The sequence below is a fragment of the Roseomonas sp. SRI_022 genome, assembly GCF_057586215.1.
In genome coordinates, this window is the sequence record NZ_JBYCZL010000024.1 from 1 (window position 1) to 24342 (window position 24342).

Sequence of the window (24342 nt, forward strand, 5' to 3'; positions counted from 1 at the left end):
CTCGCGCGGCTGGCCCTCGGCCTCCGCGGCGCGGGCCCAGCGGTCCACACGGCGTTCCAGTACCCGGCGGAGGGCGGCCTCGGTTGCCGCAAAGCGGGCGAGGTGGGCGAGCGCGGCCTCCCGCAGCCGGGGCTCGGTTGGCGCTTTGCCGGCCGGGCGCGGCTGCCGGCGCCCGCGCGTGTCCTGTCCGTCCCGGTCTGCGGTCATGGCCGCCTTGTCGCATGCGCCGCCGGTGCGCCCAAGCGGCCGCGACATACGTCGTTGCGGCAGCGACCCCGCACGGTGCAGCCTGGCGCGGTGGAGGAGGATGCCGCGCATGGGCCGAGCCTCGCGCGCCGCCGCAGCGCTGTTCGTACTGATCGCCGGACCTGCCGCCGCGCAGCAGGGCTCGGGGCAGATGCCGCCGCGTTCCGGACCGGGCCAGACTTGGCGCTGCGGCGAGAAGACCTACTGCACCCAGATGAACAGTTGCGCCGAGGCGATGTTCCATTTTCAGCAATGCGGCCTCGCGCGGCTCGACCGGGACCGTGATGGCGTGCCCTGCGAAACGCTCTGCGGCCAGTCCCGCAGCCCGCGCCGGCGCTGACCCGCCCACGCGCAACCCCCCGCCCATCGCGGCCGTTGAACCCGGCAGACATGCCGGAGGATGTGATGCACCCGTTCCATCTGCTGCCCATTCTGTTGCTGACTGGCACGCTCGTCGTGGCGCAGACCGTCACGCCGCCGCAGCAGGGTGGCCCACAGCCGGGGCAGGAGGATTCCGTCGGCCGCGATGCCGGCCCGGGCAATCACCCGCCACGCACCATCTCCCCCCACGCCGTCAATCGCGGCACGGATGGGTCGGCGGCGGGGCTCGACCAGCCGAACGCGACCGGGACGACACCGCAGGGCATGGAGGGCCACGCAACCGCCGGGGCGCGCGCTCCGCAGACGCCGCCGGTCACCGCACCGTCGCGGTAGCCGCTTCGCCTGGACGGCCGCGCCCGGGCCGCCTATCGGAGATGGTTCGATCACGGAGACCGTCCCCATGCCCCAGCCCGCCCATCCCGCTGCCATCAACGGCCTGACCCTCGCCCAGGCGGAGACCATCGCCACCGCCGCACTGGCCAAGGGACGTACGCTCGGCCTGCTGCCGCTTTGCGTGGTGGTGCTCGATGCCGGCGGGCAGTTGAAGTCGGCGAAGCGAGAGGACGGCGCTTCGATCCTTCGCCCCGAGATTGCCACCGGCAAGGCCTTCGGCGCTCTGGCGATGGGCTTCGGCACGCGCGAACTGGCCCGCCGCGCCCAGGCGGTGCCCGGTTTCACCAACGCCCTGTCCGACCTGACCGGCGGCCGCGCCGTGCCGGTGCCAGGCGGCGTGCTGGTGCGCGACGCCAACAACGTGCTGCTCGGCGCGGTCGGGATCAGCGGCGATGCGTCGCCCAAGGATGAGGAATGCTGCATCGCGGGCATCGAGGCCGCCGGCCTGCAGGCCGACCACGGCGACCCGGCCTGAGGCGGCGCGCAACCTTTCCGGGGATAGTCCCGTTGAACGGGCATCAGTGTCACAAGGAATGACCCTATGCCCCGCTCGATCCTGCCCCGCGCCGCTGCCGCCATCCTGCTGATCGGCGGCCTCGCTGCCTGCGATGTGACCGACCGCCAACAGGGCGACCCGCCGGGTTCGGCGGCCGGCCGCACGACCGACCGCGTGCTCGGCACCAACATGTCCGGCGCCTACCCCGCCCAGCGCGACGGCACGCCAGGCAACCCGCGGGGCACGATGGTCGAGCGTGCCGTCGACCCCGCCAGTGCGCCGCTGCGCCGCAACCCGAGCGCACCCGGCCTGTGAACCTCGTGGTCCAGGGGGCCGTTGCCCCCTGGTGGGGGAGCCCGAGGGGGCGACGCCCCCTCGGCGTGGCGCCCCCGAAGCAAATTCTTCGTCCTGACCTTTCGCCCCCCGCCGAGTTGCGGTTAGTCTCCCGCCTTTCCTTCGCGCCAGCGCCGCGATGGTCGCGGCTGTCCGCGGGAAGGAAGAAGCGGAGAGTGGATTTCAGTGATCCCCGCCCTGATGCCGACCTACAACCGTGCCGACCTTGCTTTCGAGCGGGGCGAGGGCGCGCGCCTGTGGACGGTGGATGGGCGACGATTCCTGGATTTCGGCGCGGGCATCGCGACCTCCTCCATCGGCCATGCCAACCCGCACCTGATCAAGGCGATCGCCGACCAGGCGGGCCGGGTGATGCATGTGTCGAACCTGTATCGCATCCCCGAGGCCGAGAAGCTCGCCGCGCGCCATGTCGCGGCGTCCTTCGCCGACAGCGTCTTCTTCGGCAATTCCGGAGCCGAGGCGAATGAGGGGATGATCAAGGCCGTCCGCAAATACCACGCGGAGACCGGCCACCCCGAGCGCTACGAGATCATCTGCTTCGAGGGCGCCTTCCACGGGCGCACGCTCGCGACGCTCGCCGCGACGGGCAATGAGAAATACCTCGCCGGCTTCGGCCCGCCGGTCGAGGGCTTCCAGCACGTGCCCTTCGACAACATGAACGCGCTGCGATCGGCCATCAGCGGCAAGACGGCGGGGATCATGATCGAGCCGGTGCAGGGCGAGGGCGGCGTGCGCCCCACCTCTGACCGGTTCCTCCAGGAAATCCGCGCGGTCTGCGACGAGTACGGGCTGATCATGGCGCTGGACGAGGTGCAGTCCGGCATGGGGCGCACCGGCAAGCTCTGGGCCCATGAATGGGCCGGGATCGAGCCGGACGTCATGTCGGCGGCGAAAGGCATCGCCGGCGGCTTCCCGCTCGGCGCCGTGCTTGCCAAGGAAAAGGTCGCGCAGTTCCTCAAGCCGGGGACGCATGGCTCGACCTATGGCGGCAATCCGCTCGCCTGCGCGGCCGGTAACGCGGTGCTCGACGTCGTGCTGGCGCCGGGCTTCCTCGATGGCGTGCAGCGTGTCTCGGCGCATCTGTGGCGCGGCCTCGAAGGCCTCGTCGCGAAGCACCCGAGCGTGGTCGAGGCCGTGCGCGGCCGCGGCCTGCTCTGCGGGCTGAAGCTGAAGCCCGAGGTCAGCAACGGCGAGATGCAGTCCGCCGCGGTCGCCGAGGGCCTGCTGACGGTGGCTGCGGGGATGAACGTGCTGCGTCTCGCCCCGCCGCTGATCATCACCGAGGCCGAGGCGGATGAGGCGGTCGACCTGCTCGACCGCGCTTGCCGCCGCATGACGCCGTCCGCCTCCAAGGTGGCGGCGAAGTGAGCGCAATGCTCAAGCCGATCGACGGGGGGCCTGCGGCCCCCCGCCACTTCCTCGAAATCATGGATTTCGACAGCGCCTCCCTGAGGCACATGCTGGAACTCGGGTCGCGGACCAAGCGTGGCGAAGTGAAGGACAAGCCGCTTGCCGGCAAAACCGTCGCCCTGCTGTTCGAGAAGCCGTCCACCCGCACCCGCGTGTCCTTCGAGGTCGGCGTGCGCCAGCTCGGCGGCGACGTCGTCGTGCTGACGTCGCGCGACATGCAGATGGGCCGCGGCGAGACGCCGAAGGACACGGCGCGCGTGCTGTCGCGCTATGTCGATGCGATCATGCTGCGCACCGATGACGTGCGGAAGATCCGCGAGTTGGCGGAACACGCGACGGTGCCGGTGATCAACGGCCTGACGGATGTTTCGCACCCCTGCCAGATCATGGCGGACGTGATGACCTTCGAGGAGCATCGCGGCCCGATCGCCGGCCAGGTCGTCGCCTGGACCGGGGATGGCAACAACGTCGCGCAATCCTTCATCCAGGCCGCCGCGCGCTTCGGCTTCATCCTGCGTATCGCGACCCCACCGGAACTGGCCCCGCCCGCCGGACTGGTCGAATGGGCGCGCGCTCAGGGTGCGAAGATCGAGCTCACCAACGACCCGGTGACGGCAGTGACCGGGGCGCGCTGCGTGGTGACGGATGCCTGGGTGTCGATGTCCGACGAGCGCGACGGCAAGGCCCCGGCGCGGCACAATCTGCTGGCGCCGTATCAGCTCAACGCCGGGCTGCTGAAGCATGCCGCATCGGATGCGATCGCGATGCATTGCCTGCCGGCGCATCGCGGCGAGGAAATCACCGACGAGGTGATGGACGGCCCGCAATCGGTGGTGTTCGACGAGGCGGAGAACCGGCTGCACGCGCAGAAGGGCGTGTTGCTGTGGGCATTGGGTGCGGGGTGATCGCGCTGGAGGGGCCCCGCCCCTCCAGACCACCCCGCCAAAGGCCCGAGGCCTTTGGAAACCGTCACCTGGTGCCGGGTGGTGAGGTTGGCTTCTGGCTCGGAGCGCGGGGCGGCGGGAACGGAGCGTCTCAAGAATGCTGGCCCGGCTCCCACCGATTCACGCCCGTCATCGAAAGCCAAGCCGCCTGAACACTGTCTGATCGCCCCGCCCGCTCTCGCTGGGCACCTCAGGCCGACAGGCCTCAACCACAATCGATGTGCTCGCCGACCTCAGCGATCAGGGCCAGTAGCCAGCGCACCGCCTCGCTGGCCGATCCTCGCCGGGTGTAGAGCAGGTCGATGTCGAAGGGCGGCACTTCAGCCGGCAAGGGCAGCGTCGCGATGCCGGCAGGCGCGGCCAGCCGCCGCGCCACGCGCTCGGCGGCAGCGGCGACCAGGTCCGTGCCTGCGATGGCGAAGGGCAATGCGGTGATATGCGGCAATACCACCGCGATCCGCCGGCGCAGGCCATGCCGTAGCAACAGCGCATCGAGTACCGCCGGCGCGCCATCGCCGCCGGAGGCCGAGAAGAGCGCGTGCGGCAACGCCGCATAGCCGGCGAGATCCATTGCCGCATGCGCCGCCACCTGTGCGACGTCACGCAGGCAGACGAAGCGCTCCTCGAACAACCGGTGCCTGGCGCCGTCCTTCGGCAGGGGCAGATGGCCGCCGATCATGGCGTCGATGTCGCCGCGTTCGAGCTGCGCGACGGCCTGCGCGGGATCGACGATGGGCCGCACCTCGATATCCACGCCCGGCGCCCGCTGCCGCAACGTGCGGATGAGCGGAGGTATGACGATCAGGTCGCCATAATCCGTCACGGCGAGCCGGAAGCGGTGGTGGGCCTTCGCCGGCTCGAAGCCGAAGCCCTGCGCGAGGGCCAGCCGCACCTGGCGCAGAGCCTCGCGGATCGGCTCGGCCAGGACCAGCGCCTTGGGGGTCGGCCGCATGCCCCTGCCGTCGCGCCGGAACAGTTCATCGTCGAAGAGCGCCCGCAGCCGGGCCAGTGCGCTGCTCATCGACGGTTGGGCGAGGCCGATCCTGCGCCCGGCGCGCGTGACGTTGCCTTCCTCGAGCATGGCCTCGAAGGCCAGGAGGAGGTTGAGGTCCACGGCAGCAATATTCTTCGGGACGATGTCTGGCATGGCAATTATCGATTTAGGTGATGGGTGGTCGCCTGCCTATAGGCGTGCCGATCGCAAAGGCAGCCCCTGCATGAGACATTTCCTCGCCGCCCTGACCGGCCACGGGCCAAGCCTCCTGGCCTTCGGCGCCCTGGTGGGCCTCGCCTGGCCCTGGCTCGCCGAACGAGCGGCGCCGGCCATGCCGCTCGCCATCTTCCTGCTCATCCTGTGCAGCCTGCTGCGCGTGGATGCGGCGCAGTTCCGCCGTGCCCTGGCGCGCCCCGCCGCAGTGCTGGCCCTGCCCCTGCTCATCATGCTGCCGTGCCCGCTGCTCATGGGCGTCCTGGCGCGTTTCCTCGGCCTTTCCCCCGAGATGGCGCTGGCCCTGGTGCTCGCCGTGGCCGCGCCGCCTTCCATCGGCAACGCGGCGGTGGCGCGGATGCTGCGCCTGGACGAGGCAATGGCCCTGGTGACGACCCTGGCCGCCATGGCGCTTGCCCCGCTGACGATACCGCTGGCAGCGATGATCGTCGGCGGGCTGGCGCTCGATCCGCTGGATCTCGCCTTGCGCCTGGTGGTCCTGATCGGCGGCGCCGCCTGCATCGCCTTGCCGCTCCGGCGTCACGCGGCGGCGACGCTCGAACGGCAGGGGGCGGTGCTGGACGCGCTGCTGCTCGCCGCGCTGCTGCTGTTCGCGCTGTCGGCCATGGCGGGGCTGCAGGCGCGGCTGCTGGCGGAACCGCTCACGGCGCTCGGGCAGGTCGGCCTCGCCTTCGCGGTGAACCTGGGTCTGCAGGGCCTTGGCATGCTGCTCCTGCCGGGCACCCTCGCGCAGCGGGCGACGGCAGCGCTGCTATTCGGCAACCGCAATGTCGGGCTGGTGTGGTCCGTGCTCGGCGGCGCCATCTCGCCCGCCGCGGCGCTCTATTTCGCCGCCACGCAGTTGCCGATCTATACCCTGCCGCGTCTGCTCCAATCCCTCCTGGCGCGTCGGCGAGGCGCCGCCCTTTCACCACAGAACTGAGATACCGATGTTGGATACACCTACCGCCGACACCGCCGCGCGCTTTGCCGAGGTCACCCTCGGGCATGTCGAGCGCGAGTATCCCAACAAGCCCGACCATGTGCTGTCAGGCCCCGGCGATGCGCAGACACCGAGGGTCCTGCATCCTGTCTTCTACGGCAGCTACGACTGGCATTCCTGCGTGCATGGCTACTGGCTTCTTGCACGCGTGCTGCGGCGTTTTCCCGGCGGCGCGCAAGCCGGCGCCATCCGTGCACTGTTCGACCGGCAACTGGTGCCGGAGAAGATCGCGGGCGAATGCCGCTACCTGGCCGCGCCGACCCTGCTGGGCTTCAAGCGTCCCTATGGCTGGGGCTGGCTGCTGAAGCTCGCGCATGAACTCGCCGCGCTGCCTCAGACGCGATGGGCCGAGGCGATGGCACCGCTCGCGGAGATCTTCGCGCAGCGCTACCGCGACTTCCTGCCGATCGCCCCCTATCCCGTGCGCGTCGGCACGCATTTCAACACCGCCTTCGGCCTGCGCATGGCAGCTGACTATGCGGAGGGGTGCGGCGATGCGGCCCTGCTCGACCTGCTGCGCGCGACGGCGTTGCGCTGGTATGGCGACGATGCCGACTGCCTCGCCTGGGGCGAGCCGGGCGGGGACGACTTCCTTTCCTCCGCGCTGATCGAGGCCGAATGCCTGCGCCGGCTGCTGCCGCCCGCTGCCTTCGCACACTGGTTCAACCGCTTCCTGCCGCGGCTCGCAGCGCGGCAGCCGGCGACGCTGTTCACGCCGGCCGTGGCGACCGACCGCAGCGACGGAAAGATCGCCCATCTCGATGGGTTGAACCTCAGCCGTGCCTGGTGCTTCCGTGCCCTCGCCCGGACACTGCCGATGGCAGATGCACGCCGCGCGGCAATGGAAGACGCTGCGGCGGCGCATCTCGCGGCGAGCCTGCCGCATCTCTTCGACGACTACATGGGCGAGCACTGGCTCGCGAGTTTTGCCCTCCTCGCAATGGAGGCGGAGGGTTGATCGCGGAATTCGCAGGAATGGACGCTCGCTGAAGCGCGGCGAGGGTTCGGCGCTGTCTTGGTTGAAGCGCCGTTCCCAGCGGCGGAAGCCCGGACGCCGTCGGCCCCCTCCCGGCCGATCTCATTATCGTGCGGGCCACGCGGTCACGTTGGTTTGGTCGATCGGCACCAGCGGTGCCTGCACGCCTTCGGACCAGCTCATTTCGACACGTTCCGCGACGAGGCGATACGGCACCGGATACCGCCAACCGCCTTGAATCCTTGATGTCTTCGCGGCGGCACGCCCCAGGACCATGATCCTGAACGCCCGCCGTGCCGCCCCAAGGCCCCCGCCCTGGGGACCGCATTTCGGCCGCTTCGCCTCCGAAATGCCCAAAAAGCTGGATTCCTCAATCCTCCCCGCCTTTTCCCGCCCCCCCCTCCCGCCCTATCTAGGCCCGGTGTCCAGCCCTACCGAACCCTCCCCCACCCCCGACTTCCTCAACCATGACCGCCCCCCGGTGCCCGACATCGTGGTGCCGCGCGGCGTGCAGCCCTTCCACCTGCGCGACAAGCCGGTGCGCGGGCGCCTCGTGCGCCTCGGCCCGCTCACCGATGCGCTGCTGACGCGCCATGACAACCACCCGGCCGTCACCTCGCTGGCGGGCCAGGCGCTGGCGCTGACCGCGGGGCTCGCCGCCGCGCTCAAGTTCCGCGGCTCCTTCTCCCTGCAGGCCAAGGGGGATGGCCCGGTGCCGATGCTGCTCGCCGACTGCACTGATGGCGGGGCGCTGCGCGGCTATGCCCGCGCCGATGCCGAGCGGCTGGAGGCACTCATCGCCGATGGAGCGACGCCGACCGCCTCCGGCATGCTCGGCCAGGGCTACCTCGCCTTCACCTGCGACCAGGGCGCGGAGATGGACCGCTACCAGGGCCTCGTGGCCATCGAGGGCGACAGCCTCACCGACATGACGGACACCTATTTCCGCACCTCGGAACAGCTGGCGACGCATGTTCACCTCGCCTGCGACCTGACGCCGGCCGGTTGGCGCGCAGGTGCGCTGATCATCGAACGCGTTGCCGGCGCTGGCGGCCTCGTCCAGGGCATGGACGCCGAAGCACAGGACGACGCCTGGCGCACCGCCGTCGCACTCGCCGCCACGCTGACCGATGCCGAACTGCTCGACGATGGGCTGTCGGGCGAACGGCTGCTGCACCGCCTGTTCAGCCTGGAGGGGCTTGCCCTCGACCGTGCCCGCGCCCTTTCCTATGGCTGCCGTTGTTCGCGCGCGCGCCTGTCCGGCGTGTTGGCTGGCTTCGGGACGGAGGATCTGGACCACATGGCCGAAGACGGCGTGATCACCATGACCTGCGAGTTCTGCAACCTCGGCTTCCGTTTCGACCGCGCCGAGATCCGCGGCACGGAGGAGGGCTGATGGCGATCGACCGCCGCGCCGCGCTGGCCGGGCTGCTCGCCACCGCCGCCTGCGGCGGGCGGGAGGAACCGGTGGCCGTCGCGCCCGCCGGCCCGCCCTCCTATTCCTACCTGACGCCGCTGCGCCTCGCCGTCGGGCGGATCGACGTCATCCCGGCGACCGATCCTTCCGCGACGCGCACCATGCCCCCTGCCCCGCTGGTGCCTTCCGTGGTGGTGCAGACCATGGCGCAGGACCGGCTCTCGGCGGCCGGCGGCGGCGGCGTGGCCCGCTTCCGCACCCAGATCGCGACGCTCACGCGCGAAAGCGCGGCGTCGGGCGGCGTCTTCACCACCGCGACCGAGCGCCTGACCTGCGTGATGCGCTGCCGGCTGGAGGTGGTGGGTGAGGACGGCTCACCCGCCGGCTTCGCCGAGGCCGAGGTGCGCCGCACCGCCACGCGCCCCGCCGGCAACCAGGCCGAACGCGCCCGCGCCGCGGAGGAGATCGTCCGCCTCGCCGGCAACGACCTGAATGTCGAGTTCGAATACCAGTTGCGGCGCAACCTGCGTTCCGTGCTGCGCGGGCCGGCCCCAGCCGAACAGCCCGGCGTCTCCGCGCCGGCGCCGGCGGAGGCGCCATCGCAACCTGCTTCGACGGATATCTGACCGGAGGAATGGCCATGGCCCGCGTCACCTTCTCGAACCCCGATGGCGCGCCGAAGCCGGCGTCCCGCTACTCCCAGGCCGCGCTGATCGAGGGCGAGGGCCGGCGCCTCGTCATCTCCGGCCAGGTCGGGCTGCGGCCGGACGGCACGCCGGTGGCGGAGGCCGAGGACCAGATGATGCAGGCGCTCGACAATCTCGGCGCGGTGCTCGCCGCGCATGGGATGGGTGTCGGGAACCTCGTGAAGATGACGGTATTCCTGACCGATCCCGCGCAGATCCCGGCTTGGCGGCGGCGGCGCGACGCCTTCCTCGGCAGCCATGCGCCGACCAGCACGCTGCTGATCGTCGCGGGGCTCGCCAGCGGGGCCTTCCTGGTGGAGGTCGAGGGCGAGGCCATCGCCTGAATCAAACGGTCGCCGTTGGCGACCCTTTGAGTCTTTGTTTGACCTCAGGCGCCGGCGCACGCATCCGCGCGCTTGGCTTGCGCGCCCTGCACTGGTGCGCTGGCAGCGGCTGGCGGGCTGGGCGCGGTCGCGCTGTGCGCTCGCGGCCCGATACAGGGTATCGGGCCGAAGAACCCGGCCGGCAGGCCGTGTTGCGACTCCGGAATTTCGTCAACGTTTTCGAATGCGCCCGTTCCCCGCCTGGCCATTCCGGCCTAGCGTCCCGCCAAAGGATCGGGAGGGCAGCGGGATGCGGCGACGCACGGGACTGGTTGGAATGGCGGCCCTCGTGGCGACGCCTGCCCGCGCCCAGGAGGCCTGGCCCTCCCGCCCCGTGCGCATGATCGTGCCCTTCGCGCCGGGCGCGTCCTCCGACACGCTGGCACGGCTGATCACCGCCAAGGCCGGCGGGCCGCTTGGCGGGTCCTTCGTCATCGACAACCGCGCCGGGGCCGGCGGGCTGATCGCCGCCCAGGCCGTCGCCCGCGCCGCGCCGGATGGCTACACGCTGCTGTGGGGCGGTGGCACCGCTGTGACCCATGCCGTGATGCAGTCCAATCCCGGCTACGACATCTTCCGCGACTTCACCCCAGTCACCGAGATCGCCGAGAACCCGGCCGTGCTCGCCGTGCGCACCGCATCCCCGCTGCGCGACATGGCCGGGCTGGTGGCCGCGGCGAAGCGAGCGCCGGGATTGCGGTATGGCTCGGGCGGCGTCGGCACGCCGGCGCATATGGCGGGCGCGGCGCTGCTGAAGACCATCGGCGCCGAGGGCACCCATGTTCCCTATCGCGGCGCCAACCAGGCCACGCTCGCCGTCGAGCAGGGCGAGGTCGATTTCGCCTTCGCCATCAGCAACATCGCCCTGCCGAGGCAGCAGCAGGGGGCGGTGCGCATCCTCTGCACCGCGGGGTCGCGGCGCATGACGGCCCTGCCTGACGTGCCGACCCTCGCCGAGGTCGCCCCGGGCATCCCGCCCGTGACCAGCACCTCCTCCGTCGTCGGCCCGGCCGGCCTGCCCGAGGCGGTGACACGCAAGTTGCACGCCGCCTTCCGGGACGCCGTGCAGGGGGATGCCGCGTTGCGCGCATCGCTCGAAGCCGAGGGCGGCGAGATCATCCTCTCGGACAGCCCCGCCGCCTATGCCGCCGCCTGGTCGGCCGAGGTGCAGCGGCTGCGCGACCTGGTGCGGATCTCGGGCGCGACCGTCGAATGAACCCGTCAGCCTTCTTCGCCGACTACGACGCCTTCGGGGAACGCCGCACCGGCGGCGAGGGCGATGCCGCCGCGGCTGCCTGGCTGCGCGACAAGGCCGAGGCCGCGGGCGCCGATGCCCGTTTGCTCCCCGCCCCCTTCACCCGACTGACGCCCGGCACAGCGACACTCGACGGTACGGGTTTCGCCTTCGAGGGCCTACCCCTGTTCGACGGTGGCCTCACCGGACCGGAGGGGATCACCGGCCGGCTCGGCCCGCTCGGTTCCGATGCGCCGATCGGCGTTGCCGAGATGGACCCAGCCGCCGCGTCCCTGCCCGGCAACGCCTTCGCCCAGGCACGCGCAGGCAGCCGCCATGCGGGCATCGTCATCGCGCTGCGCACCAAGCCGGATGGCCTCGCCCCGCTGAACGCGCATGACCTCGAAGCGCCTTTCGGACCGCCGGTGCTGCAACTGGCCGGCCGCGACGCGCCGCGATTGCTGGCATTGGCCGAAGCAGGCGCGGAAGCGCGGATGATCGTGGCCGGCGCGCGCGCACGTGCCGTGTCGAATTCCATCCGCGCCGAACTACCCGGCGGCGGGCCGCCCCTGCTGCTGCTGACGCCGCGCACATCCTGGTGGACCAGCACGGCCGAACGCGGTGGCGGCATCCTCGCCTGGCTGGCGGCGCTGAAGGCGCTGGCCGGCGCGCAGCGGTCGCGCGGCGTGGTGGCACTCGCCACCTGCGGGCATGAACTCGGCCATATCGGCGCGCACCAGGCCTTCGCGGCGGAACCGCACCTCGCGACGGATGCGCCACTGGTGATCCATCTCGGCGCCAATCTCGGCGCCGCCGAGGACGAAGGGCTGACGGTGCGTTCCAACGTGCCGGGCCTCGCCGAACGGATGGCTGCCCTGCTCGAGGCCGCCGGGCATCCACGCCCACCGCTGGAGATCGTGACCGGCGGCAAGGCGAACGGCGAAGCGCATGAGATCGAGGCGCGCGGCGGACGCTACCTGTCGCTGATCGGCAGGAACCCCTGGTTCCACGCGCCGGAGGATCGCTGGCCCGTCAGCGTGGATTGCGCGCGCGCCGGGGCGATCGCGCGCGCGGTGGCGGCTATGGGGGTGGAGCAGGCGAGGATGTAAGGTTCGGGGGCGCTGTCCCCGAGACCCCCGCCAGGTGGCAGTGCCACCTGGACCGCCGGATTTCCGCGCCCTACCAGCGGCCGTCGAGGGTGGCGGGGGCCTTGGGGCCGAGGCGGATTGGTTCGGGCGGGTCGAAGCCCTCGTTCTCGGGCAGGGGCGTCTCGCCCCTGTTCTGGCCCATCGCGAAGACCGAGGCGAGGCCGGCGAGGATGGAGGAACCCTCCTTCGCCGGGCGGTCGCCATACCATTCGAACCAGGGCAGGCCGGCACGCTTGTAGTCGGCTGCGGTGGGCGGGACGGTCGGTGGTGCCTCCCCGGTGATGGCGCGCCAGGCCAGGCTGTCGGCAAGATGCACGAAGCAGCGCGACCGCGCGGCGACCTCCCAATCGGCCGGCTTTTCCTGCGCCTTGGCGATCTCCTGCACGATCGACCCACCAGGGGCGAGGCCCATGTTGGCGGAGAGCGACGCCGCTCGCGGCATATCACTGTTGGCGCACACCATCGGGGCTGCCAGCAGCGCCCGATGCATCCGTTCCTCCATGCGCCGCCGTTCTTCCAGCCGCGCGTCCCACACCGCCGCCTTCAGCGGATGCGCGAGCAGTTGCACCCCGCCGTGCTCGGCCTTGCCCGTGATCTGTTGCTCCGCGGTGTATCCTTCGCCCAGGGGCATCGCGACGAATTGCCGCACCACACCCTTGCTGACGCAGAAGCCGTCGAGCCAGGGCTGGCCAGGCACCTCGACATAATCCTGGTCGGCGAAATCCGGCACATTGTCCCAGGACTTGCCGTTCACCGCGTTGATCTTCCCCGCGGCGACCTTCAGCAGGAAGGGATAGCCGTTGGGCGAGGAGAAGTTCAGCCAGGACGCTTCGGCCTGCCACATCGGCATCGCCACCCCGCCATGCGCCTTCCACCCAGCCGGCAGCCGCGCGGGGTCAAGGTCATCCACCGCACGCACCGGAAAGCGCCCGAGGCCCGGCGGCAGACGATGACGCCTGCCATCATCCGGCACGCGCAGCGTGCGCTGAAACTGCACATGCAGCACCGCATGGCGGTGGATCTCGGGGAACTCGAAGATCAGCGTGTCGCGGTCGAGGCCAAGCGCCATGGCAGTCTCCTTCGGGTTACCAGTCGCCGTCGCGGATGCGGCGAATGGTGCGGTGAAGCTCGGGCTCCGGCAGGTCGCGCAGGGCGCGCACGGCCTCGGCCAGGGCGGGGCGGGCGAGCAACGCGGCGATGACGTCCTCCGCCACCCGGCCGGCCAATGGCAGCAGCGCTTCCACCTCGATCCCGAGATCGGCGGCCAGCGCCCGAAGGAACGCCTCGGTCGGCCGCTGCGCGCCGCGCTCGACCAGGGACAGGTAGGTCGCCGACACGCCCAGCCGGCCCGCCACCGCACGAACCGAAAAGATCCGTGGTTCCTCCGCAGCACGCACCAGCCGGGCGGCGCGCAGCCGCTGACCCAAAGTATCGGTGGCGCCTCCTGCAATCATAATCGTAAACTAAACACTTTACATTTTGATGGTCAAGGTCGGCCAGGCAGACGCGTGGTCCGGCCAGCCCCTACCCCTCCCCGGTATTCCGGCTGCCCTGGATCATCGACATGAATTCCCGCCGCGTGGACGGGTCGTCGCGGAAGGCGCCGAGCATGCGGGACGTCACCATGGACACGCCGGTCTTGTGCACCCCGCGCGTCGTCATGCATTGGTGCACCGCCTCGATCACCACGGCGACACCCTTGGGCTGCAGCACGTCCAGCAGCGTATTGGCGATCTGCGCCGTCATCTTCTCCTGGATCTGCAGCCGCTTGCCGTAGGCTTCCACGACCCTCGCGAGCTTGCTGATGCCGACGACGCGCCCATTCGGCAGATAGGCGACATGCGCCTTGCCGATGATGGGGCACATGTGGTGCTCGCACATGCTCTCAAGCCGGATGTCGCGCAGCACGACCATCTCGTCATAGCCCTCCACCTCCTCGAAGGAGCGGGCGAGCAGCTCGACGGGATCCTCCTCATAGCCGCAGAACCATTCGCGATAGGCGCTGGCGACGCGCTTGGGCGTGTCGAGCAGGCCTTCGCGGCTGGGATCGTCGCCGGCCCAGCGCAACAGCGTGCGGATCGCCTCCTCCGCTTCCGCCTGGGTCGGGCGCGGAAGGGTAGTCGCGGCATCCTCGGCCGTTGTGGCTGCGGGCAGGTGGAAATTCACGGGCGGGCTTTCCTTCCAGGGGCGCTGCGCGGGGCCGACGGCGCCGCGTGGCCGCTCTCTCGTCGCAGATGGGGCCATGTCACGGGTCCGCAACCCGTGGGATTCCTCAATGGCCTTCGTTAATGCACCCGGCCCGAGGGCTGGTGCGGGCTGTCCAGGCTGAAGGCAGGGATGGTGACGTCGAAGGCCTCTCCGCTGGCGGTAACGATCATGTGGTAGGCGCCCTGCATGAAGCCCGACGCCGTCGCGAGCGGCGTGCCGGAGGTGTATTCGAAACGCCCACCGGGTTCGAGGACCGGCTGTTCCCCGATCACGCCTGCGCCATGCACCGTCTGGGTGCGGCCGAGCGCGTCGGTGATGTGCCAGGTCCGACGCAGCAGCTTCACCGTTTCCCGACCCGTATTGGCGATCTCCACGCGATAGGCCCAGACGAACTGGCCGCGGTCGGGTTCCGACTGGTCGGCAAGGTAGAAGGCCCGCACGGAAACGCGGATGTCGCGTGTCGTGGCGCTGAACTCGTCCTTCCTGGCCATGGCCTCTGGCTCTCCGCGCCAACCATATGATGCCGGGGGCCTCGTCGTGTCCACACCCGACCGCCCCGCGATCCGCCGCCGAATTCACGCGAAGATGGTGCGTCGAACCCGCCGCATCTCACGAAGACATTCATGAATGACACGTCGGATTTCTTTACGAGACCAACCTCAATCCATGCCGCACGAAATATTGAGGATATTCCTCAGATAGTTAACCAAAGCCTATTCAATGGCATACGGCGTGCACCAACCCACCTCGGACGCACCAGGCGGATCCTCATCCCGCAATGCCGGCTCCTTCCTGCTGCGCCGCCCTGCAACGAGGAGAGAACTCTATGCGACATTGGCTTCTGGGTGCGGCCGCCGCCGCGGCATTGGTGCCATTCGGCGCCTCAGCGACGGTCATCACGATCGACAGCATCACGGGCACCTGGCTGAACGGCAACCCGGCCGCGAACGTCACCTATGGCAGCAACAACTCGGCCAACCCAATCGCGCGCTGGGGTACCGGCGGGGCTCAGCAGAGCGGCTACAACTTCAACGCCGCGCCGACACCGCCGGGCGTTTCGGTCACGCTGCCGCCCAACCCGACCGACCCCTTCGCCCTCGGGACGTTCACGCATCTCAATTTTTCGATCAATGCGGGCAGTTCCATCACCTCGATCCAGTTGCAGGTGCAGGCGAACATCGCCGTCGACGGCAATGCGCTCGGCAGCTTCAGCTTCCTGTTCGACTTCGACCATTGGGAGACGGACAACGGCGCCGGTCCCTGCGCGAATGGCGGGGCGAACGGTGTCGGCGTGAACGTCAATGGCTGCGCCGACCGCGTGAAGGTCAACTACAACGCGCTGTCCCAGAGCTTCAACGTCGGCGGGGACCTGTACACGCTGAATATCGAGGGCTTCCTGGTCAACGGCAATGCGGTGTCGGAATTCTGGACTGCCGAGGACAAGGCCAATTCGGCCGGGCTGGTGGGTCGCGTGGAACGGACCAGCACCGTGGTGCCGGAACCCATGTCGCTCGCGCTGTTCGGCGTCGGCCTGGCAGGGCTGGGGCTGACGCTGCGGCGGCGCGCCTGAACGGCATCCGCCCGGGTGGGATCCACCCGGGCGGATATCCCGCAGGCCGCACAGCCGCGGTGGCGGCCGGCGGAACCGATCTGCGCCTCAGCCCCGCTGCATGGCCGCGGTGGCAAGCCCCGCGCCGACCAGCACCGTCCCGCCGCAGCGGTTGAAGGCGCGGCGCACGCCCGGGCGGCGCACCGCCCCCGACAGCCTGGCCGCCAGCAGCGCGTAGATCGCCGCATTCACCGCCGCCAGCCCGACGAAGGTCGCGACCAGCACCGCGGCCTGCGGCAGGAAGGGACTGCCGGCATCGACGAACAGCGGCACGAAGGCGACGAAGAAAGCGATGCCCTTGGGGTTCAGCGCGGTGACGACATAGGCGTCGCGCATCGCCCGCCGGGCGCTGACCGGGGCGGATGCCCCGGCTTCGACCGGGGCGCGCCACAGCTTCACGCCGAGCCACACCAGATACCCCGCGCCGGCGAATTTCAGCACAGTGAACAGCGTGGCCGAGGCCGCGAGCAGCGCCCCGAGCCCGGCCAGCGACAAGGTGATCGCCGTGAGGTCGCCGAGTGCGACGCCCGCCACCAGCGGCAGCGCCGCCCGCTTGCCGGCGCCGAGCGACTGCCCGATCACCAGCAGGATGGTCGGCCCCGGGATCGCCAGCATGACCACGGTGGCGGCGACGAAGGCGAGCCAGGTCTCGGTCTCCATGGCGCCCTACTCCGCCGCGCGCGCCGCCGGGCCGGCGGCTGCGTCGAGCGCCTCGGACAGGTCGTCGATGATGTCGGCGACATCCTCGAGCCCGACCGACAGGCGCACCGTGCCGTCGGTGATGCCGAGCCGCGCGCGTTCCTCCGCACCCACGCGCATATGCGTGGTCGTCGCGGGATGCGTCGCGAGCGACTTGGAATCGCCGAGGTTGTTCGAGATGTCGATCAGCCGCATCGCATCCATGAAGCGGAAGCAGGCATCCTTGCCGCCCTTGAGGTCGAAGGTGACGAGCGTGCCGCCCGCGCTCATCTGCGCCATGGCGAGCTTCTGCTGCGGGTGGTCGTCGCGGAACGGATACAGCACACGCGACACTTCCGCCCGTTCGGCCAGCATGTCGGCGACCGCGACGGCCGAGCGGCACATGGCGGGCACGCGCAGATGCAGCGTCTCCAGCCCCTTCAGGATGGTCCAGGCGTTGAACGGGCTGATCGACGGGCCGGTGTTGCGAATGAAGGGCTGCAGCGTCTCCTCGACCCACTTCTTCGACCCCAGCACCGCGCCGCCGAGCACGCGGCCCTGCCCGTCGAAATGCTTGGTCGCGGAATAGACGACGACATCGGCGCCGAACTGCATCGGCTTCTGCAGCAACGGCGTGGCGAAGACATTGTCCACCACGACGATCGCGCCGGCTATGTGGGCCAGATCGCAGACCGCCTTCATGTCCACGATCTCGAGCATCGGGTTGGACGGTGTTTCGAGCAGCACCAGCGCCGTCGGCTTCGACAGCGCGGCTTCCCACTGGTTGAGGTCCGCGCCATCGACGAATTCCGTCGCGATGCCGTAGCGCGGCAGCAGGGTCGAGACGATCCAGTGGCAGGACCCGAACAGCGCGCGGGAGGCGACAACGCGATCCCCGGTCTTCAGGTGCGACAGCATCGCCGCATGCACCGCGGCCATGCCCGTGGCAGTGGCACGACAAGCCTCCGCCCCTTCGAGGTCGGCGATGCGGCCCTCCAGCATGCCGACCGTCGGGTTGCCGAAGCGGGAATACTGGTAGTGCTGGGCGGTGCCGTTGAAGGTCGCCTCGGCCTGGGCCGCGCTGTCGTAGACGAAGCCAGAGGTGAGGTACATCGTCTCGGAGGTCTCGTCGAAATCCGAGCGCATCTGCCCGCCGCGCACCAGCAGCGTGGCGGGGCGGAGCGGACGTTCGGAACGGGACTTGGCCATCGGAGGCACCTTCACGGAAAGGAGGCGTCCGGCCCTTTGCGGGGCGGCGGACGCAAGGCGCCCGCACGGCCGTTTAGCGCGTTTGTTTTCCGCATCCGGTTGGGATGCGTCCCGGTCGGGGACCTCGCCGCAAGCTGGCCGGACAAATCGCGAGGGGCGTTTCCGCCGACCCTGTCGTTACGCCCGGGCGGGGGCGGCGGTCAAGCCGGTGGCTTGCCCGCCGGGGCGGACCCCGCCTATACGGGGGGCGTTGCGGGCGTAGCTCAATGGTAGAGCTCTTGGTTCCCAACCAAGTGACGAGGGTTCGATTCCCTTCGCCCGCTCCAGCACACCCCCCCTCGGAATCCCGGTAAGCTGAGCCGGCGCCTCGATTTCAAGTGGCGGTCCTCGCTCCTTAAGCGGGCAGGCCAAGCCGGTACCCGATGCCCGGCTCGGTGGTGATCAGCCCGGCCGCAGGCCCGAGCTTCTGGCGCAGTTGCCCGATATAGACGCGCAGATACTGCGCGTCCTCGACATGGGCCGGCCCCCAGACCGCCGTCAGCAGTTGCCGCTGCGTGACCACGCGGCCCTCGCCGGCGCGGGACAGGGCGGCCAGCAGGTCCCACTCCCGCGGCGTCAGCTTCAGGGCCGCCCCGCCATCAACCCTGGCCGTACGGCGCAGCAGATCGACCTCCAGCGGGCCAAAACGCAGCACCGCGGCGGTGCTCTCGCCCGCCGCGGCATCGGCGCGGCGTGTCACCGCGCGCAGCCGCGCCAGCAATTCGCCCAGCGCGAAGGGCTTCTCCACATAGTCGTCCGCCCCCGCATCCAATGCGGCGACCTTCTCCGCCTCCCGGTCACGGGCCGAGAGCACGATCACCGGCACCTTGCTGAAGGCGCGCAGCTTCGGGATCACAGCCTGCCCATCCATGTCCGGCAGGCCGAGGTCGAGCAGCACGATCGCCGGGGATCGCTCCGCGGCAAGCCGCAGTCCGTCCGCCGCGGTTTCCGCGCGCAACGGCACGAAGCCCGCCGCTTCAAGTGCCGGGCCGAGGAAGCGGTGAATCTGCGGCTCGTCATCCACGACCAGCACGCGCGCCGCCTTGAGATCGTTCATGTCGTGGGGAACCGCAGGATCATGCGCGTGCCACGCCCCTGCGGCAGGACGGGGCTTTCCACCGAAATGCGCCCGCCCATGGCCTGCACCAGGCCGCGGCAGATGGCGAGGCCGAGCCCGCTGCCCGCCGTGACCCGGTCGGCCCGCGAGGCGCGGAAGAAAGGATCGAAGATGCGGTGCAAATCCTCGCGCGGGATGCCCGGCCCGTCATCCTGCACCGCGATCACCGCATCCGATCCCTCCTGCCGGAGCAGCACCGCGACCTCGCCGGCCGGGCCCGAGAACTTCAGAGCATTGTCCATCAGATTCTGCATCACCTGGTCGAGCAGCACGGGATCCAGCCGCGGCACGGCAAGGTGCGTCGGCACCTCGACCCGCACGGCGCGTTGCTGGGCGCGCCCCATCCTCGTCGCCGCGGTCGCGACCGCTTCCGCCAAGTCCACCTCCTCGCGCCGGGGCATCACCTGGCCGCTCTCGATGCGCACCATGTCGAGGATATTGCCGATCCAGCGGGTCAGCCGCTCGGTCTCCTCCTCGGCTGTGGCCAGCAGGTCCTGGCGCGTGGCCTCGGTCAGCGCGCCGCCTGGCTGGCGCAGGGTGCCGATCGCGCCGCGGATCGAGGTCAGCGGTGTCTTCAGGTCATGGCCGAGCGAGTTGAGCAGCGCCGTGCGCAGCGCCTCGGTCTCGGCGCGCGCGGCGCTGCGGGCGGTCTCCTCCATCAGTGCGGCGCGCTCGAGTGCGATCGCCGCCTGGTCAAGCAGCGCATCCAGCGCCTTGCCGGTATCCGGGTCGAGCGCGACACCCGTGCGCAGCCGCAGCCCGACGAGGCCGGTGAGGCCGCGTGCGGTCTGCATCGGGCGGAACTGCCAGGATGCGGCGGGCAGCGTGTCCGTCGCATGCCCCGCCGCGCGGCGATTGGCCATGGCCCAGCGGGCCGCCGCCATCGAGGCCTCGTCAGGTTCGGCATCGATCGGCACCGCCGCGCGCAGCACGGGCTCGGGTGCCGATTCTCCCGGCGCCGGGGGCAGCGGCAACAGCACGCCCGCGGGGACACCGGAGATGCGCGACGCCTCCTCGGCGATCGCCTGCACGAGATCGGCGCGATCCCCCGGGGCGCCGAGGCGCCGGCTGAACTCCACCAGGCGCCGCAGGCCGAGCATCCGCGCCCGCGCCGAACGGATCGATCGGCCGAGCCCGCCCGTCGTGCCGGCCAGCAGCAGGGCGACCAGCCCGAAGACGACCACGCCCACCACATCTTGCGGGCCCGCGATGGCCAGCGTGTAGCGCGGCGGCAGGAACAGGAAGTTCCAGGCCAGGAAGGACAGCAGCGCTGCCGCGGCGCCGTGCGTTGGGCCGAGTGCCACGGCGGCTGCGACGATCGGCACGAGGTAGATCATGCCGAGCGCGCCTTCCGACACGACCCCGTCGACGGCGAGCGCCACGAGTGTCGCGGCGATGACCAGCGCCGGAGCCAATGCCCAGCGCAGCCAGGGCAGCAATGCGCGGCGTTCCGTGCCTTCGCGGCGCGGCACACCGGCCGCCAGCGGCACGAGATGCAGCGTGAAGGCAGCGGCGTCGCGCATCAGCGCCGCCGACAGGGTGCGCCCGAGCCAGCGCCGCCAGGCCGGCGGCCGCCCGCGCCCGATGACGATATGCGTGACGTTGCGTGCCCGCGCCTCCTGCAGGATAGCCGATGGCAGGTCGTCGGCGAGCACGGTCTCGGTCGTCGCGCCGAGGCGTTCGGCGAGTTGCAGCGCCGGCCCGGGATCGGGCCCCTCCGCGCCGCCGGCATGTTCCACATGCAGCACCAGCAGCGGCGCCTTCAGCGCATCGGCGATGCGCCGCCCCTCGCGCACCACGCGTTCCGCGGCCTGGTCGGTGCCGACCAGGGCCATGACGCGATCCCCAGCCGGCCAGGGCCCATCGATCGCATTGGCGCGCATGTAGCCGGTGACATCGGCATCGACGCGCTCCGCGGTGCGACGCAGCGCCATCTCGCGCAGCGCAGCGAGGTTGCCTTCGCGGAAGAAGCCGCGCAGCGCGCGGTCCGCCTGGTCGGCGCGGTAGATCCGGCCCTGCCGCATACGCTCGATGAGGTCGGCGGGCGGAATGTCGATCAGCTCGACGGCATCCGCCTCGGCCAGCACGCGGTCGGGCACCGTCTCGGCGACGCGCACGCCGGTGATGCGCGCGACGGCTTCCGACAGGCTCTCAAGGTGCTGGACGTTCATCGTCGTCCAGACCTCGATGCCCGCCTCGCGCAACTCCTCGACATCCTGCCAGCGCTTTGGATGGCGGCTGCCCGGGGCGTTGCTGTGGGCCAGTTCGTCAAGCAGCAGGATGGCGGGGCGGCGCGCCAGGGCGACGTCGAGGTCGAATTCCTCGAGCACCTGCCCGCGGTAGTCCAGACGCGCGCGCGGCAGCACCGGCAGGCCGCCGATCGCGGCCTGGGTCTCCGCGCGGCCATGCGTCTCGACGATGCCGATCAGGATGTCGGTGCCGCCGGCCTGGCGACGACGCGCCTCGGCCAGCATCTCCCACGTCTTGCCGACGCCCGGCGCGGCGCCGAGGAACACCTTCAGCCGTCCGCGCCCCTCCCGCCGGGCGAGTGCGAGCAGGGTGTCGGGGTCGGGACGTATCGGTTCATCGACCATGCGGGCGACCATAGCAGGCGTGGCAGGTTCGTGCCCCTCCGGCCCTGGCGACGCGGTTCGGGAGAAAGGCGCCGGAGGTCGCGCACGACGCTTCTTACGGCGGCGATCCAGACGACGATGCCGGCAGCGACGATCACGCCATGCCAGAGCGGGCCGAGATTGACGATCAGGATGGGCAGGGAGGTCATGGCGATGCTGCGTGATGGTTTCCGTTATCGAGGTGCAGGCGCTGTCGGCGAAGCCAGCAGCAGTGCGGCGAGCATGCCGGCGCCGATCACCCCCTCGACCGCGAGCCAGGCGCAGGCCGTGCCGCGCTCCGTCGCCCGCGTTCCAAGGCCGAGCACGAGCGAGCCGACGAAGGCCCAGGCAAGACCCGCGGCAAAGCCGCCTCCGGCAATCGTGGCTGCGCTGACGCGCCCGGTGCATCGGCGCCAGCGGCCGCGGGACGATGCCGTGTGGTGGATGGGCATGATGGCGTGGGCGGGCATCCGTTCCGCTCCTTGAATCCGGGCCGGTCGTGGCCCGTGGCGCGACGATGCCGCCGCGGCGCGCAAGGGCGCGATGGGGAAGATCGGGGTAGCGCATAAGGGCGGCGCAAAGGAGCGGCATGCGCGGCGCCTCTTTACGTCGCCCTTACGCGCCACGCCGCGATCCCGCATGGAACCTTTGCGCGCAGCGCGCCTATCCGGACCCTCGCAGTCTTCTCACCACGAGGCTCCTTCGATGCTCGATCTTCTCCTCCCGGCCCTCGGACTCGGTGTCTTCGCGCTGATGGCGCTCTACGCGCGCGGTTGCGAAAGGGTCTGACCACGATGGCCGAACTCATTCTCGGCGGCGTCGTCGCCACCGGGCTGCTCCTCTACCTGCTGTGGGCGCTGCTGCGGCCCGAGGATCTCTGACCCCATGACACTCATCGGATGGGCGCAGATCGCGCTCGTGCTCGCCTGCGTCATCGCGGCGGCCATTCCACTCGCGCGCTATATCGCCGCAGTCGCGGCCGGACGCGTCGCCTTCCTCGCCCCGGTCGAGCGCGTGATCTTCGCCGCCGGCGGCGTCGACCCTGCGCGCGGCATGGGATGGCGCGGCTACACGCTGGCCATGCTCGCGGCCAATGCGGCGGGCTTCCTGTTGCTTTACGCGCTGTTGCGGCTGCAGGGCGTGCTGCCCTTCAACCCGCAGGGCTTCGAGGGCATCCCGCCCTGGCTCGCCTTCAACACCGCCGTCTCCTTCGTCACCAATACCAATTGGCAGGCCTATTCGGGCGAGGCGGCGATGAGCAACCTCAGCCAGATGGCGGGGCTGACGGTGCAGAACTTCCTGTCCGCCGCGACCGGCATCGCACTGGCGCTCGCGGTCTGCCGTGCTTTCGCGGCCGGCGGCGTGAAGGACCTCGGCAATTTCTGGGCGGATCTGGTGCGCGTCACGCTCTACGTGCTGCTGCCGCTGTCCGTCATCGTCGGGCTGGCCTTCGTCGCCATGGGCGTGCCGCAGACCCTCGCACCCTTCGTGCAGGCGACTACGCTTGAAGGTGGCACCCAGACCATTCCGCTTGGCCCGGCCGCCTTCCAGATTGCGATCAAGCATCTCGGCACCAATGGCGGCGGCTTCTTTGGGGTGAATTCGGCGCATCCCTTCGAGGGGCCCTCGGCGCTCGCCACCGCGCTGCAGATCTGGTCGCAGCAGGTGATCCCCTTCGCCCTCGCGCTCACCTTCGGGCACATGGTTGGCGACATCCGCCAGGGGCGCGCGCTGCTCGCGGTGATGCTGGGCTACATCGTCGTCGCGACCGGCGTGGTCTATGCCGCCGAAGCCGCAGGCAATCCGCTGCACATCGCCGCCGGCCTCGATGCCGTCCAGGGCAACATGGAAGGCAAGGAGGTGCGCTTCGGCCTGGCGCTCACGGCGCTGTTCACGGCGACGACCACGGGCGCGTCCTGCGGCGCGGTGAACGCGATGTTCGACAGCTTCACCCCGCTGGGCGGGCTGGTGCCGATGTTCCTCATGCAACTCGGCGAGGTGCTGCCCGGCGGTGTCGGCTCCGGCCTTTACGGCATGCTGGTCTTCGCGCTGCTCGCGGTCTTCGTCGCCGGGCTGATGGTCGGGCGCACGCCGGAATATCTCGGCAAGAAGGTGCAGGCGAAGGAGGTGAAGCTCGCGATGCTCGCCGTGCTGGTGCTGCCGGCGGCAATCCTCGGCTTCACCGCCGTGTCGCTGGTGCTGCCCGCCGCCATCGCCTCGATCCAGGAACAGGGGCCGCATGGGCTGAGCGAGATGCTCTACGCCTATACCTCGGCCGCGGGGAACAATGGCTCGGCCTTCGGTGGGCTGACAGCCGACACGCCCTGGCTCAACTCCACGCTCGGCATCGCGATGCTGCTCGGCCGCTTCGCCTATGTCGTGCCGGTGATGGCGATCGCCGGTTCGATCGGCGCCAAGGCGAAGCTCACCGGTTCGACCGGCACCTTCCCGACGCATGGCCCGCTCTTCGCCGGGCTGCTGGCCGGCGTGATCCTCATCCTCGGTGGGCTGCAATTCATGCCCGCCCTCGCTCTCGGGCCGATCGCTGAGCACTTCGTGCTCGCCGCCGGCAAGACCTTCTGAGGCAGATAC

Annotated in this window: 26 protein-coding genes, 1 tRNA gene and 1 pseudogene; 17 read left to right on the forward strand and 11 right to left on the reverse strand. The window is 70.4% G+C overall.

Translation table 11 applies throughout. From position 1 onward, the window contains the following. Positions 1–318 (reverse strand): annotated as a pseudogene (locus AC2YHJ_RS20810) (hypothetical protein); the annotation flags it as partial. Here AC2YHJ_RS20810 and AC2YHJ_RS20815 point away from each other — a divergent pair. From AC2YHJ_RS20815 to argF, 6 genes are all read left to right on the forward strand, one after another. Then, the gene (locus tag AC2YHJ_RS20815) at positions 317–586 is read left to right on the forward strand and encodes an excalibur calcium-binding domain-containing protein (RefSeq protein WP_487398089.1); all 270 of its coding nucleotides are present in this window, start codon (positions 317–319) and stop codon (positions 584–586) included. The pseudogene AC2YHJ_RS20810 and the gene AC2YHJ_RS20815 sit on opposite strands and share 2 nt — an antisense overlap. 65 nt (positions 587–651) lie before the next feature. Beyond that, the gene (locus AC2YHJ_RS20820; RefSeq protein ID WP_487398090.1) at positions 652–960 is read left to right on the forward strand and encodes a hypothetical protein; all 309 of its coding nucleotides are present in this window, start codon (positions 652–654) and stop codon (positions 958–960) included. 67 nt (positions 961–1027) lie between these two features. Next, positions 1028–1495, forward strand: a complete 468-nt coding sequence (locus AC2YHJ_RS20825; protein ID WP_487398091.1) for a GlcG/HbpS family heme-binding protein — start codon at positions 1028–1030, stop codon at positions 1493–1495. Positions 1496–1561: 66 nt separating this feature from the next. After that, on the forward strand, positions 1562–1831 hold the full coding sequence (locus AC2YHJ_RS20830; protein ID WP_487398092.1) for a hypothetical protein: 270 nt from the start codon (positions 1562–1564) through the stop codon (positions 1829–1831). 204 nt (positions 1832–2035) lie between these two features. Beyond that, the gene (locus tag AC2YHJ_RS20835) at positions 2036–3238 is read left to right on the forward strand and encodes an acetylornithine transaminase (RefSeq protein ID WP_487398093.1); all 1203 of its coding nucleotides are present in this window, start codon (positions 2036–2038) and stop codon (positions 3236–3238) included. 5 nt (positions 3239–3243) lie between these two features. After that, positions 3244–4185: an ornithine carbamoyltransferase gene (gene argF / locus AC2YHJ_RS20840; protein ID WP_487398176.1), complete on the forward strand. Its 942-nt coding sequence runs from the start codon at positions 3244–3246 to the stop codon at positions 4183–4185. A 244-nt stretch (positions 4186–4429) separates the two neighbouring features. Here the strand turns inward: argF and AC2YHJ_RS20845 are convergent, their stop codons facing one another. After that, entirely contained in the window at positions 4430–5371 is a 942-nt protein-coding gene (locus AC2YHJ_RS20845; RefSeq protein ID WP_487398094.1) for a LysR family transcriptional regulator, read from the reverse strand. A gap of 70 nt (positions 5372–5441) precedes the next feature. On the opposite strand from AC2YHJ_RS20845, the gene AC2YHJ_RS20850 reads away from it, so the two are divergent. The 7 genes from AC2YHJ_RS20850 (at position 5442) to AC2YHJ_RS20880 (ending at position 12239) form a co-directional block, all read left to right on the forward strand. Continuing rightward, complete coding sequence (locus tag AC2YHJ_RS20850) at positions 5442–6374, forward strand: hypothetical protein (protein WP_487398095.1); 933 nt, start codon at positions 5442–5444, stop codon at positions 6372–6374. 7 nt (positions 6375–6381) lie between these two features. Next, complete coding sequence (locus tag AC2YHJ_RS20855; RefSeq protein ID WP_487398096.1) at positions 6382–7392, forward strand: DUF2891 domain-containing protein; 1011 nt, start codon at positions 6382–6384, stop codon at positions 7390–7392. Between the two features lie 439 nt (positions 7393–7831). Then, entirely contained in the window at positions 7832–8806 is a 975-nt protein-coding gene (hslO, locus tag AC2YHJ_RS20860; protein WP_487398097.1) for an Hsp33 family molecular chaperone HslO, read from the forward strand. After that, positions 8806–9453: a hypothetical protein gene (locus AC2YHJ_RS20865; protein WP_487398098.1), complete on the forward strand. Its 648-nt coding sequence runs from the start codon at positions 8806–8808 to the stop codon at positions 9451–9453. The genes hslO and AC2YHJ_RS20865 overlap by 1 nt, the downstream gene beginning before the upstream one ends. Positions 9454–9467: 14 nt before the next feature. After that, complete coding sequence (locus AC2YHJ_RS20870) at positions 9468–9857, forward strand: RidA family protein (protein WP_487398099.1); 390 nt, start codon at positions 9468–9470, stop codon at positions 9855–9857. A gap of 316 nt (positions 9858–10173) precedes the next feature. Continuing rightward, complete coding sequence (locus tag AC2YHJ_RS20875; RefSeq protein ID WP_487398100.1) at positions 10174–11112, forward strand: Bug family tripartite tricarboxylate transporter substrate binding protein; 939 nt, start codon at positions 10174–10176, stop codon at positions 11110–11112. Then, positions 11109–12239: a hypothetical protein gene (locus AC2YHJ_RS20880; protein ID WP_487398101.1), complete on the forward strand. Its 1131-nt coding sequence runs from the start codon at positions 11109–11111 to the stop codon at positions 12237–12239. The genes AC2YHJ_RS20875 and AC2YHJ_RS20880 overlap by 4 nt, the downstream gene beginning before the upstream one ends. Positions 12240–12309: 70 nt before the next feature. Here AC2YHJ_RS20880 and AC2YHJ_RS20885 read toward each other — a convergent pair whose 3' ends face one another. From AC2YHJ_RS20885 to apaG, 4 genes are all read right to left on the reverse strand, one after another. Continuing rightward, positions 12310–13347, reverse strand: coding sequence for a hypothetical protein (locus AC2YHJ_RS20885; RefSeq protein WP_487398102.1), 1038 nt, complete (start codon positions 13345–13347; stop codon positions 12310–12312). A 16-nt stretch (positions 13348–13363) separates the two neighbouring features. Next, on the reverse strand, positions 13364–13732 hold the full coding sequence (locus AC2YHJ_RS20890; protein WP_487398103.1) for a helix-turn-helix domain-containing protein: 369 nt from the start codon (positions 13730–13732) through the stop codon (positions 13364–13366). Between the two features lie 70 nt (positions 13733–13802). After that, positions 13803–14444, reverse strand: coding sequence for a GTP cyclohydrolase I FolE (gene folE / locus AC2YHJ_RS20895; protein WP_487398104.1), 642 nt, complete (start codon positions 14442–14444; stop codon positions 13803–13805). Between the two features lie 119 nt (positions 14445–14563). Next, entirely contained in the window at positions 14564–14977 is a 414-nt protein-coding gene (gene apaG, locus AC2YHJ_RS20900) for a Co2+/Mg2+ efflux protein ApaG (RefSeq protein ID WP_487398105.1), read from the reverse strand. 335 nt (positions 14978–15312) lie between these two features. Here apaG and AC2YHJ_RS20905 point away from each other — a divergent pair, with 335 nt between their 5' ends. Beyond that, positions 15313–16056, forward strand: a complete 744-nt coding sequence (locus AC2YHJ_RS20905; RefSeq protein WP_487398106.1) for a THxN family PEP-CTERM protein — start codon at positions 15313–15315, stop codon at positions 16054–16056. 87 nt (positions 16057–16143) lie between these two features. Here the strand turns inward: AC2YHJ_RS20905 and AC2YHJ_RS20910 are convergent, their stop codons facing one another. Together AC2YHJ_RS20910 and metZ are read right to left on the reverse strand one after the other, a co-directional pair. Beyond that, positions 16144–16755, reverse strand: a complete 612-nt coding sequence (locus tag AC2YHJ_RS20910) for a LysE family translocator (RefSeq protein ID WP_487398107.1) — start codon at positions 16753–16755, stop codon at positions 16144–16146. Positions 16756–16761: 6 nt separating this feature from the next. After that, entirely contained in the window at positions 16762–17982 is a 1221-nt protein-coding gene (gene metZ / locus AC2YHJ_RS20915; protein WP_487398108.1) for an O-succinylhomoserine sulfhydrylase, read from the reverse strand. Positions 17983–18234: 252 nt separating this feature from the next. Between metZ and AC2YHJ_RS20920 the strand changes: the two genes are divergently transcribed. Further along, positions 18235–18308 (forward strand) — tRNA-Gly (locus tag AC2YHJ_RS20920). A 68-nt stretch (positions 18309–18376) separates the two neighbouring features. Here AC2YHJ_RS20920 and AC2YHJ_RS20925 read toward each other — a convergent pair. The 3 genes from AC2YHJ_RS20925 to AC2YHJ_RS20935 all read right to left on the reverse strand — a co-directional run bounded on the left by AC2YHJ_RS20925 (position 18377) and on the right by AC2YHJ_RS20935 (position 22220). Next, entirely contained in the window at positions 18377–19078 is a 702-nt protein-coding gene (locus AC2YHJ_RS20925; protein WP_487398109.1) for a response regulator, read from the reverse strand. After that, positions 19075–21732 (reverse strand): ATP-binding protein, encoded by a 2658-nt coding sequence (locus AC2YHJ_RS20930; RefSeq protein ID WP_487398110.1) that lies wholly within the window; start codon positions 21730–21732, stop codon positions 19075–19077. The genes AC2YHJ_RS20925 and AC2YHJ_RS20930 overlap by 4 nt, the downstream gene beginning before the upstream one ends. 212 nt (positions 21733–21944) lie before the next feature. Further along, on the reverse strand, positions 21945–22220 hold the full coding sequence (locus AC2YHJ_RS20935) for a hypothetical protein (RefSeq protein ID WP_487398111.1): 276 nt from the start codon (positions 22218–22220) through the stop codon (positions 21945–21947). A 303-nt stretch (positions 22221–22523) separates the two neighbouring features. On the opposite strand from AC2YHJ_RS20935, the gene kdpF reads away from it, so the two are divergent. Next, positions 22524–22631: a K(+)-transporting ATPase subunit F gene (gene kdpF / locus AC2YHJ_RS20940; protein WP_487398112.1), complete on the forward strand. Its 108-nt coding sequence runs from the start codon at positions 22524–22526 to the stop codon at positions 22629–22631. A 4-nt stretch (positions 22632–22635) separates the two neighbouring features. Then, complete coding sequence (kdpA, locus tag AC2YHJ_RS20945; RefSeq protein ID WP_487398113.1) at positions 22636–24333, forward strand: potassium-transporting ATPase subunit KdpA; 1698 nt, start codon at positions 22636–22638, stop codon at positions 24331–24333. Positions 24334–24342: the final 9 nt, after the last annotated feature.

Excerpts from the sequence above, each read along its gene's own strand:
- AC2YHJ_RS20815 (WP_487398089.1), top strand. The coding sequence starts at position 317 with ATGGGCCGAGCCTCGCGCGCCGCCGCAGCGCTGTTCGTACTGATCGCC.
- AC2YHJ_RS20820 (WP_487398090.1), top strand. The coding sequence starts at position 652 with ATGCACCCGTTCCATCTGCTGCCCATTCTGTTGCTGACTGGCACGCTC.
- AC2YHJ_RS20825 (WP_487398091.1), top strand. The coding sequence starts at position 1,028 with ATGCCCCAGCCCGCCCATCCCGCTGCCATCAACGGCCTGACCCTCGCC.
- AC2YHJ_RS20830 (WP_487398092.1), top strand. The coding sequence starts at position 1,562 with ATGCCCCGCTCGATCCTGCCCCGCGCCGCTGCCGCCATCCTGCTGATC.
- argF (WP_487398176.1), top strand. The coding sequence starts at position 3,244 with ATGCTCAAGCCGATCGACGGGGGGCCTGCGGCCCCCCGCCACTTCCTC.
- AC2YHJ_RS20845 (WP_487398094.1), bottom strand. The coding sequence starts at position 5,371 with ATGCCAGACATCGTCCCGAAGAATATTGCTGCCGTGGACCTCAACCTC.
- AC2YHJ_RS20850 (WP_487398095.1), top strand. The coding sequence starts at position 5,442 with ATGAGACATTTCCTCGCCGCCCTGACCGGCCACGGGCCAAGCCTCCTG.
- AC2YHJ_RS20855 (WP_487398096.1), top strand. The coding sequence starts at position 6,382 with ATGTTGGATACACCTACCGCCGACACCGCCGCGCGCTTTGCCGAGGTC.
- AC2YHJ_RS20865 (WP_487398098.1), top strand. The coding sequence starts at position 8,806 with ATGGCGATCGACCGCCGCGCCGCGCTGGCCGGGCTGCTCGCCACCGCC.
- AC2YHJ_RS20870 (WP_487398099.1), top strand. The coding sequence starts at position 9,468 with ATGGCCCGCGTCACCTTCTCGAACCCCGATGGCGCGCCGAAGCCGGCG.
- AC2YHJ_RS20875 (WP_487398100.1), top strand. The coding sequence starts at position 10,174 with ATGGCGGCCCTCGTGGCGACGCCTGCCCGCGCCCAGGAGGCCTGGCCC.
- AC2YHJ_RS20880 (WP_487398101.1), top strand. The coding sequence starts at position 11,109 with ATGAACCCGTCAGCCTTCTTCGCCGACTACGACGCCTTCGGGGAACGC.
- AC2YHJ_RS20885 (WP_487398102.1), bottom strand. The coding sequence starts at position 13,347 with ATGGCGCTTGGCCTCGACCGCGACACGCTGATCTTCGAGTTCCCCGAG.
- AC2YHJ_RS20890 (WP_487398103.1), bottom strand. The coding sequence starts at position 13,732 with ATGATTGCAGGAGGCGCCACCGATACTTTGGGTCAGCGGCTGCGCGCC.
- apaG (WP_487398105.1), bottom strand. The coding sequence starts at position 14,977 with ATGGCCAGGAAGGACGAGTTCAGCGCCACGACACGCGACATCCGCGTT.
- AC2YHJ_RS20905 (WP_487398106.1), top strand. The coding sequence starts at position 15,313 with ATGCGACATTGGCTTCTGGGTGCGGCCGCCGCCGCGGCATTGGTGCCA.
- AC2YHJ_RS20910 (WP_487398107.1), bottom strand. The coding sequence starts at position 16,755 with ATGGAGACCGAGACCTGGCTCGCCTTCGTCGCCGCCACCGTGGTCATG.
- metZ (WP_487398108.1), bottom strand. The coding sequence starts at position 17,982 with ATGGCCAAGTCCCGTTCCGAACGTCCGCTCCGCCCCGCCACGCTGCTG.
- AC2YHJ_RS20925 (WP_487398109.1), bottom strand. The coding sequence starts at position 19,078 with ATGAACGATCTCAAGGCGGCGCGCGTGCTGGTCGTGGATGACGAGCCG.
- AC2YHJ_RS20930 (WP_487398110.1), bottom strand. The coding sequence starts at position 21,732 with ATGGTCGATGAACCGATACGTCCCGACCCCGACACCCTGCTCGCACTC.
- AC2YHJ_RS20935 (WP_487398111.1), bottom strand. The coding sequence starts at position 22,220 with ATGCCCGCCCACGCCATCATGCCCATCCACCACACGGCATCGTCCCGC.
- kdpA (WP_487398113.1), top strand. The coding sequence starts at position 22,636 with ATGACACTCATCGGATGGGCGCAGATCGCGCTCGTGCTCGCCTGCGTC.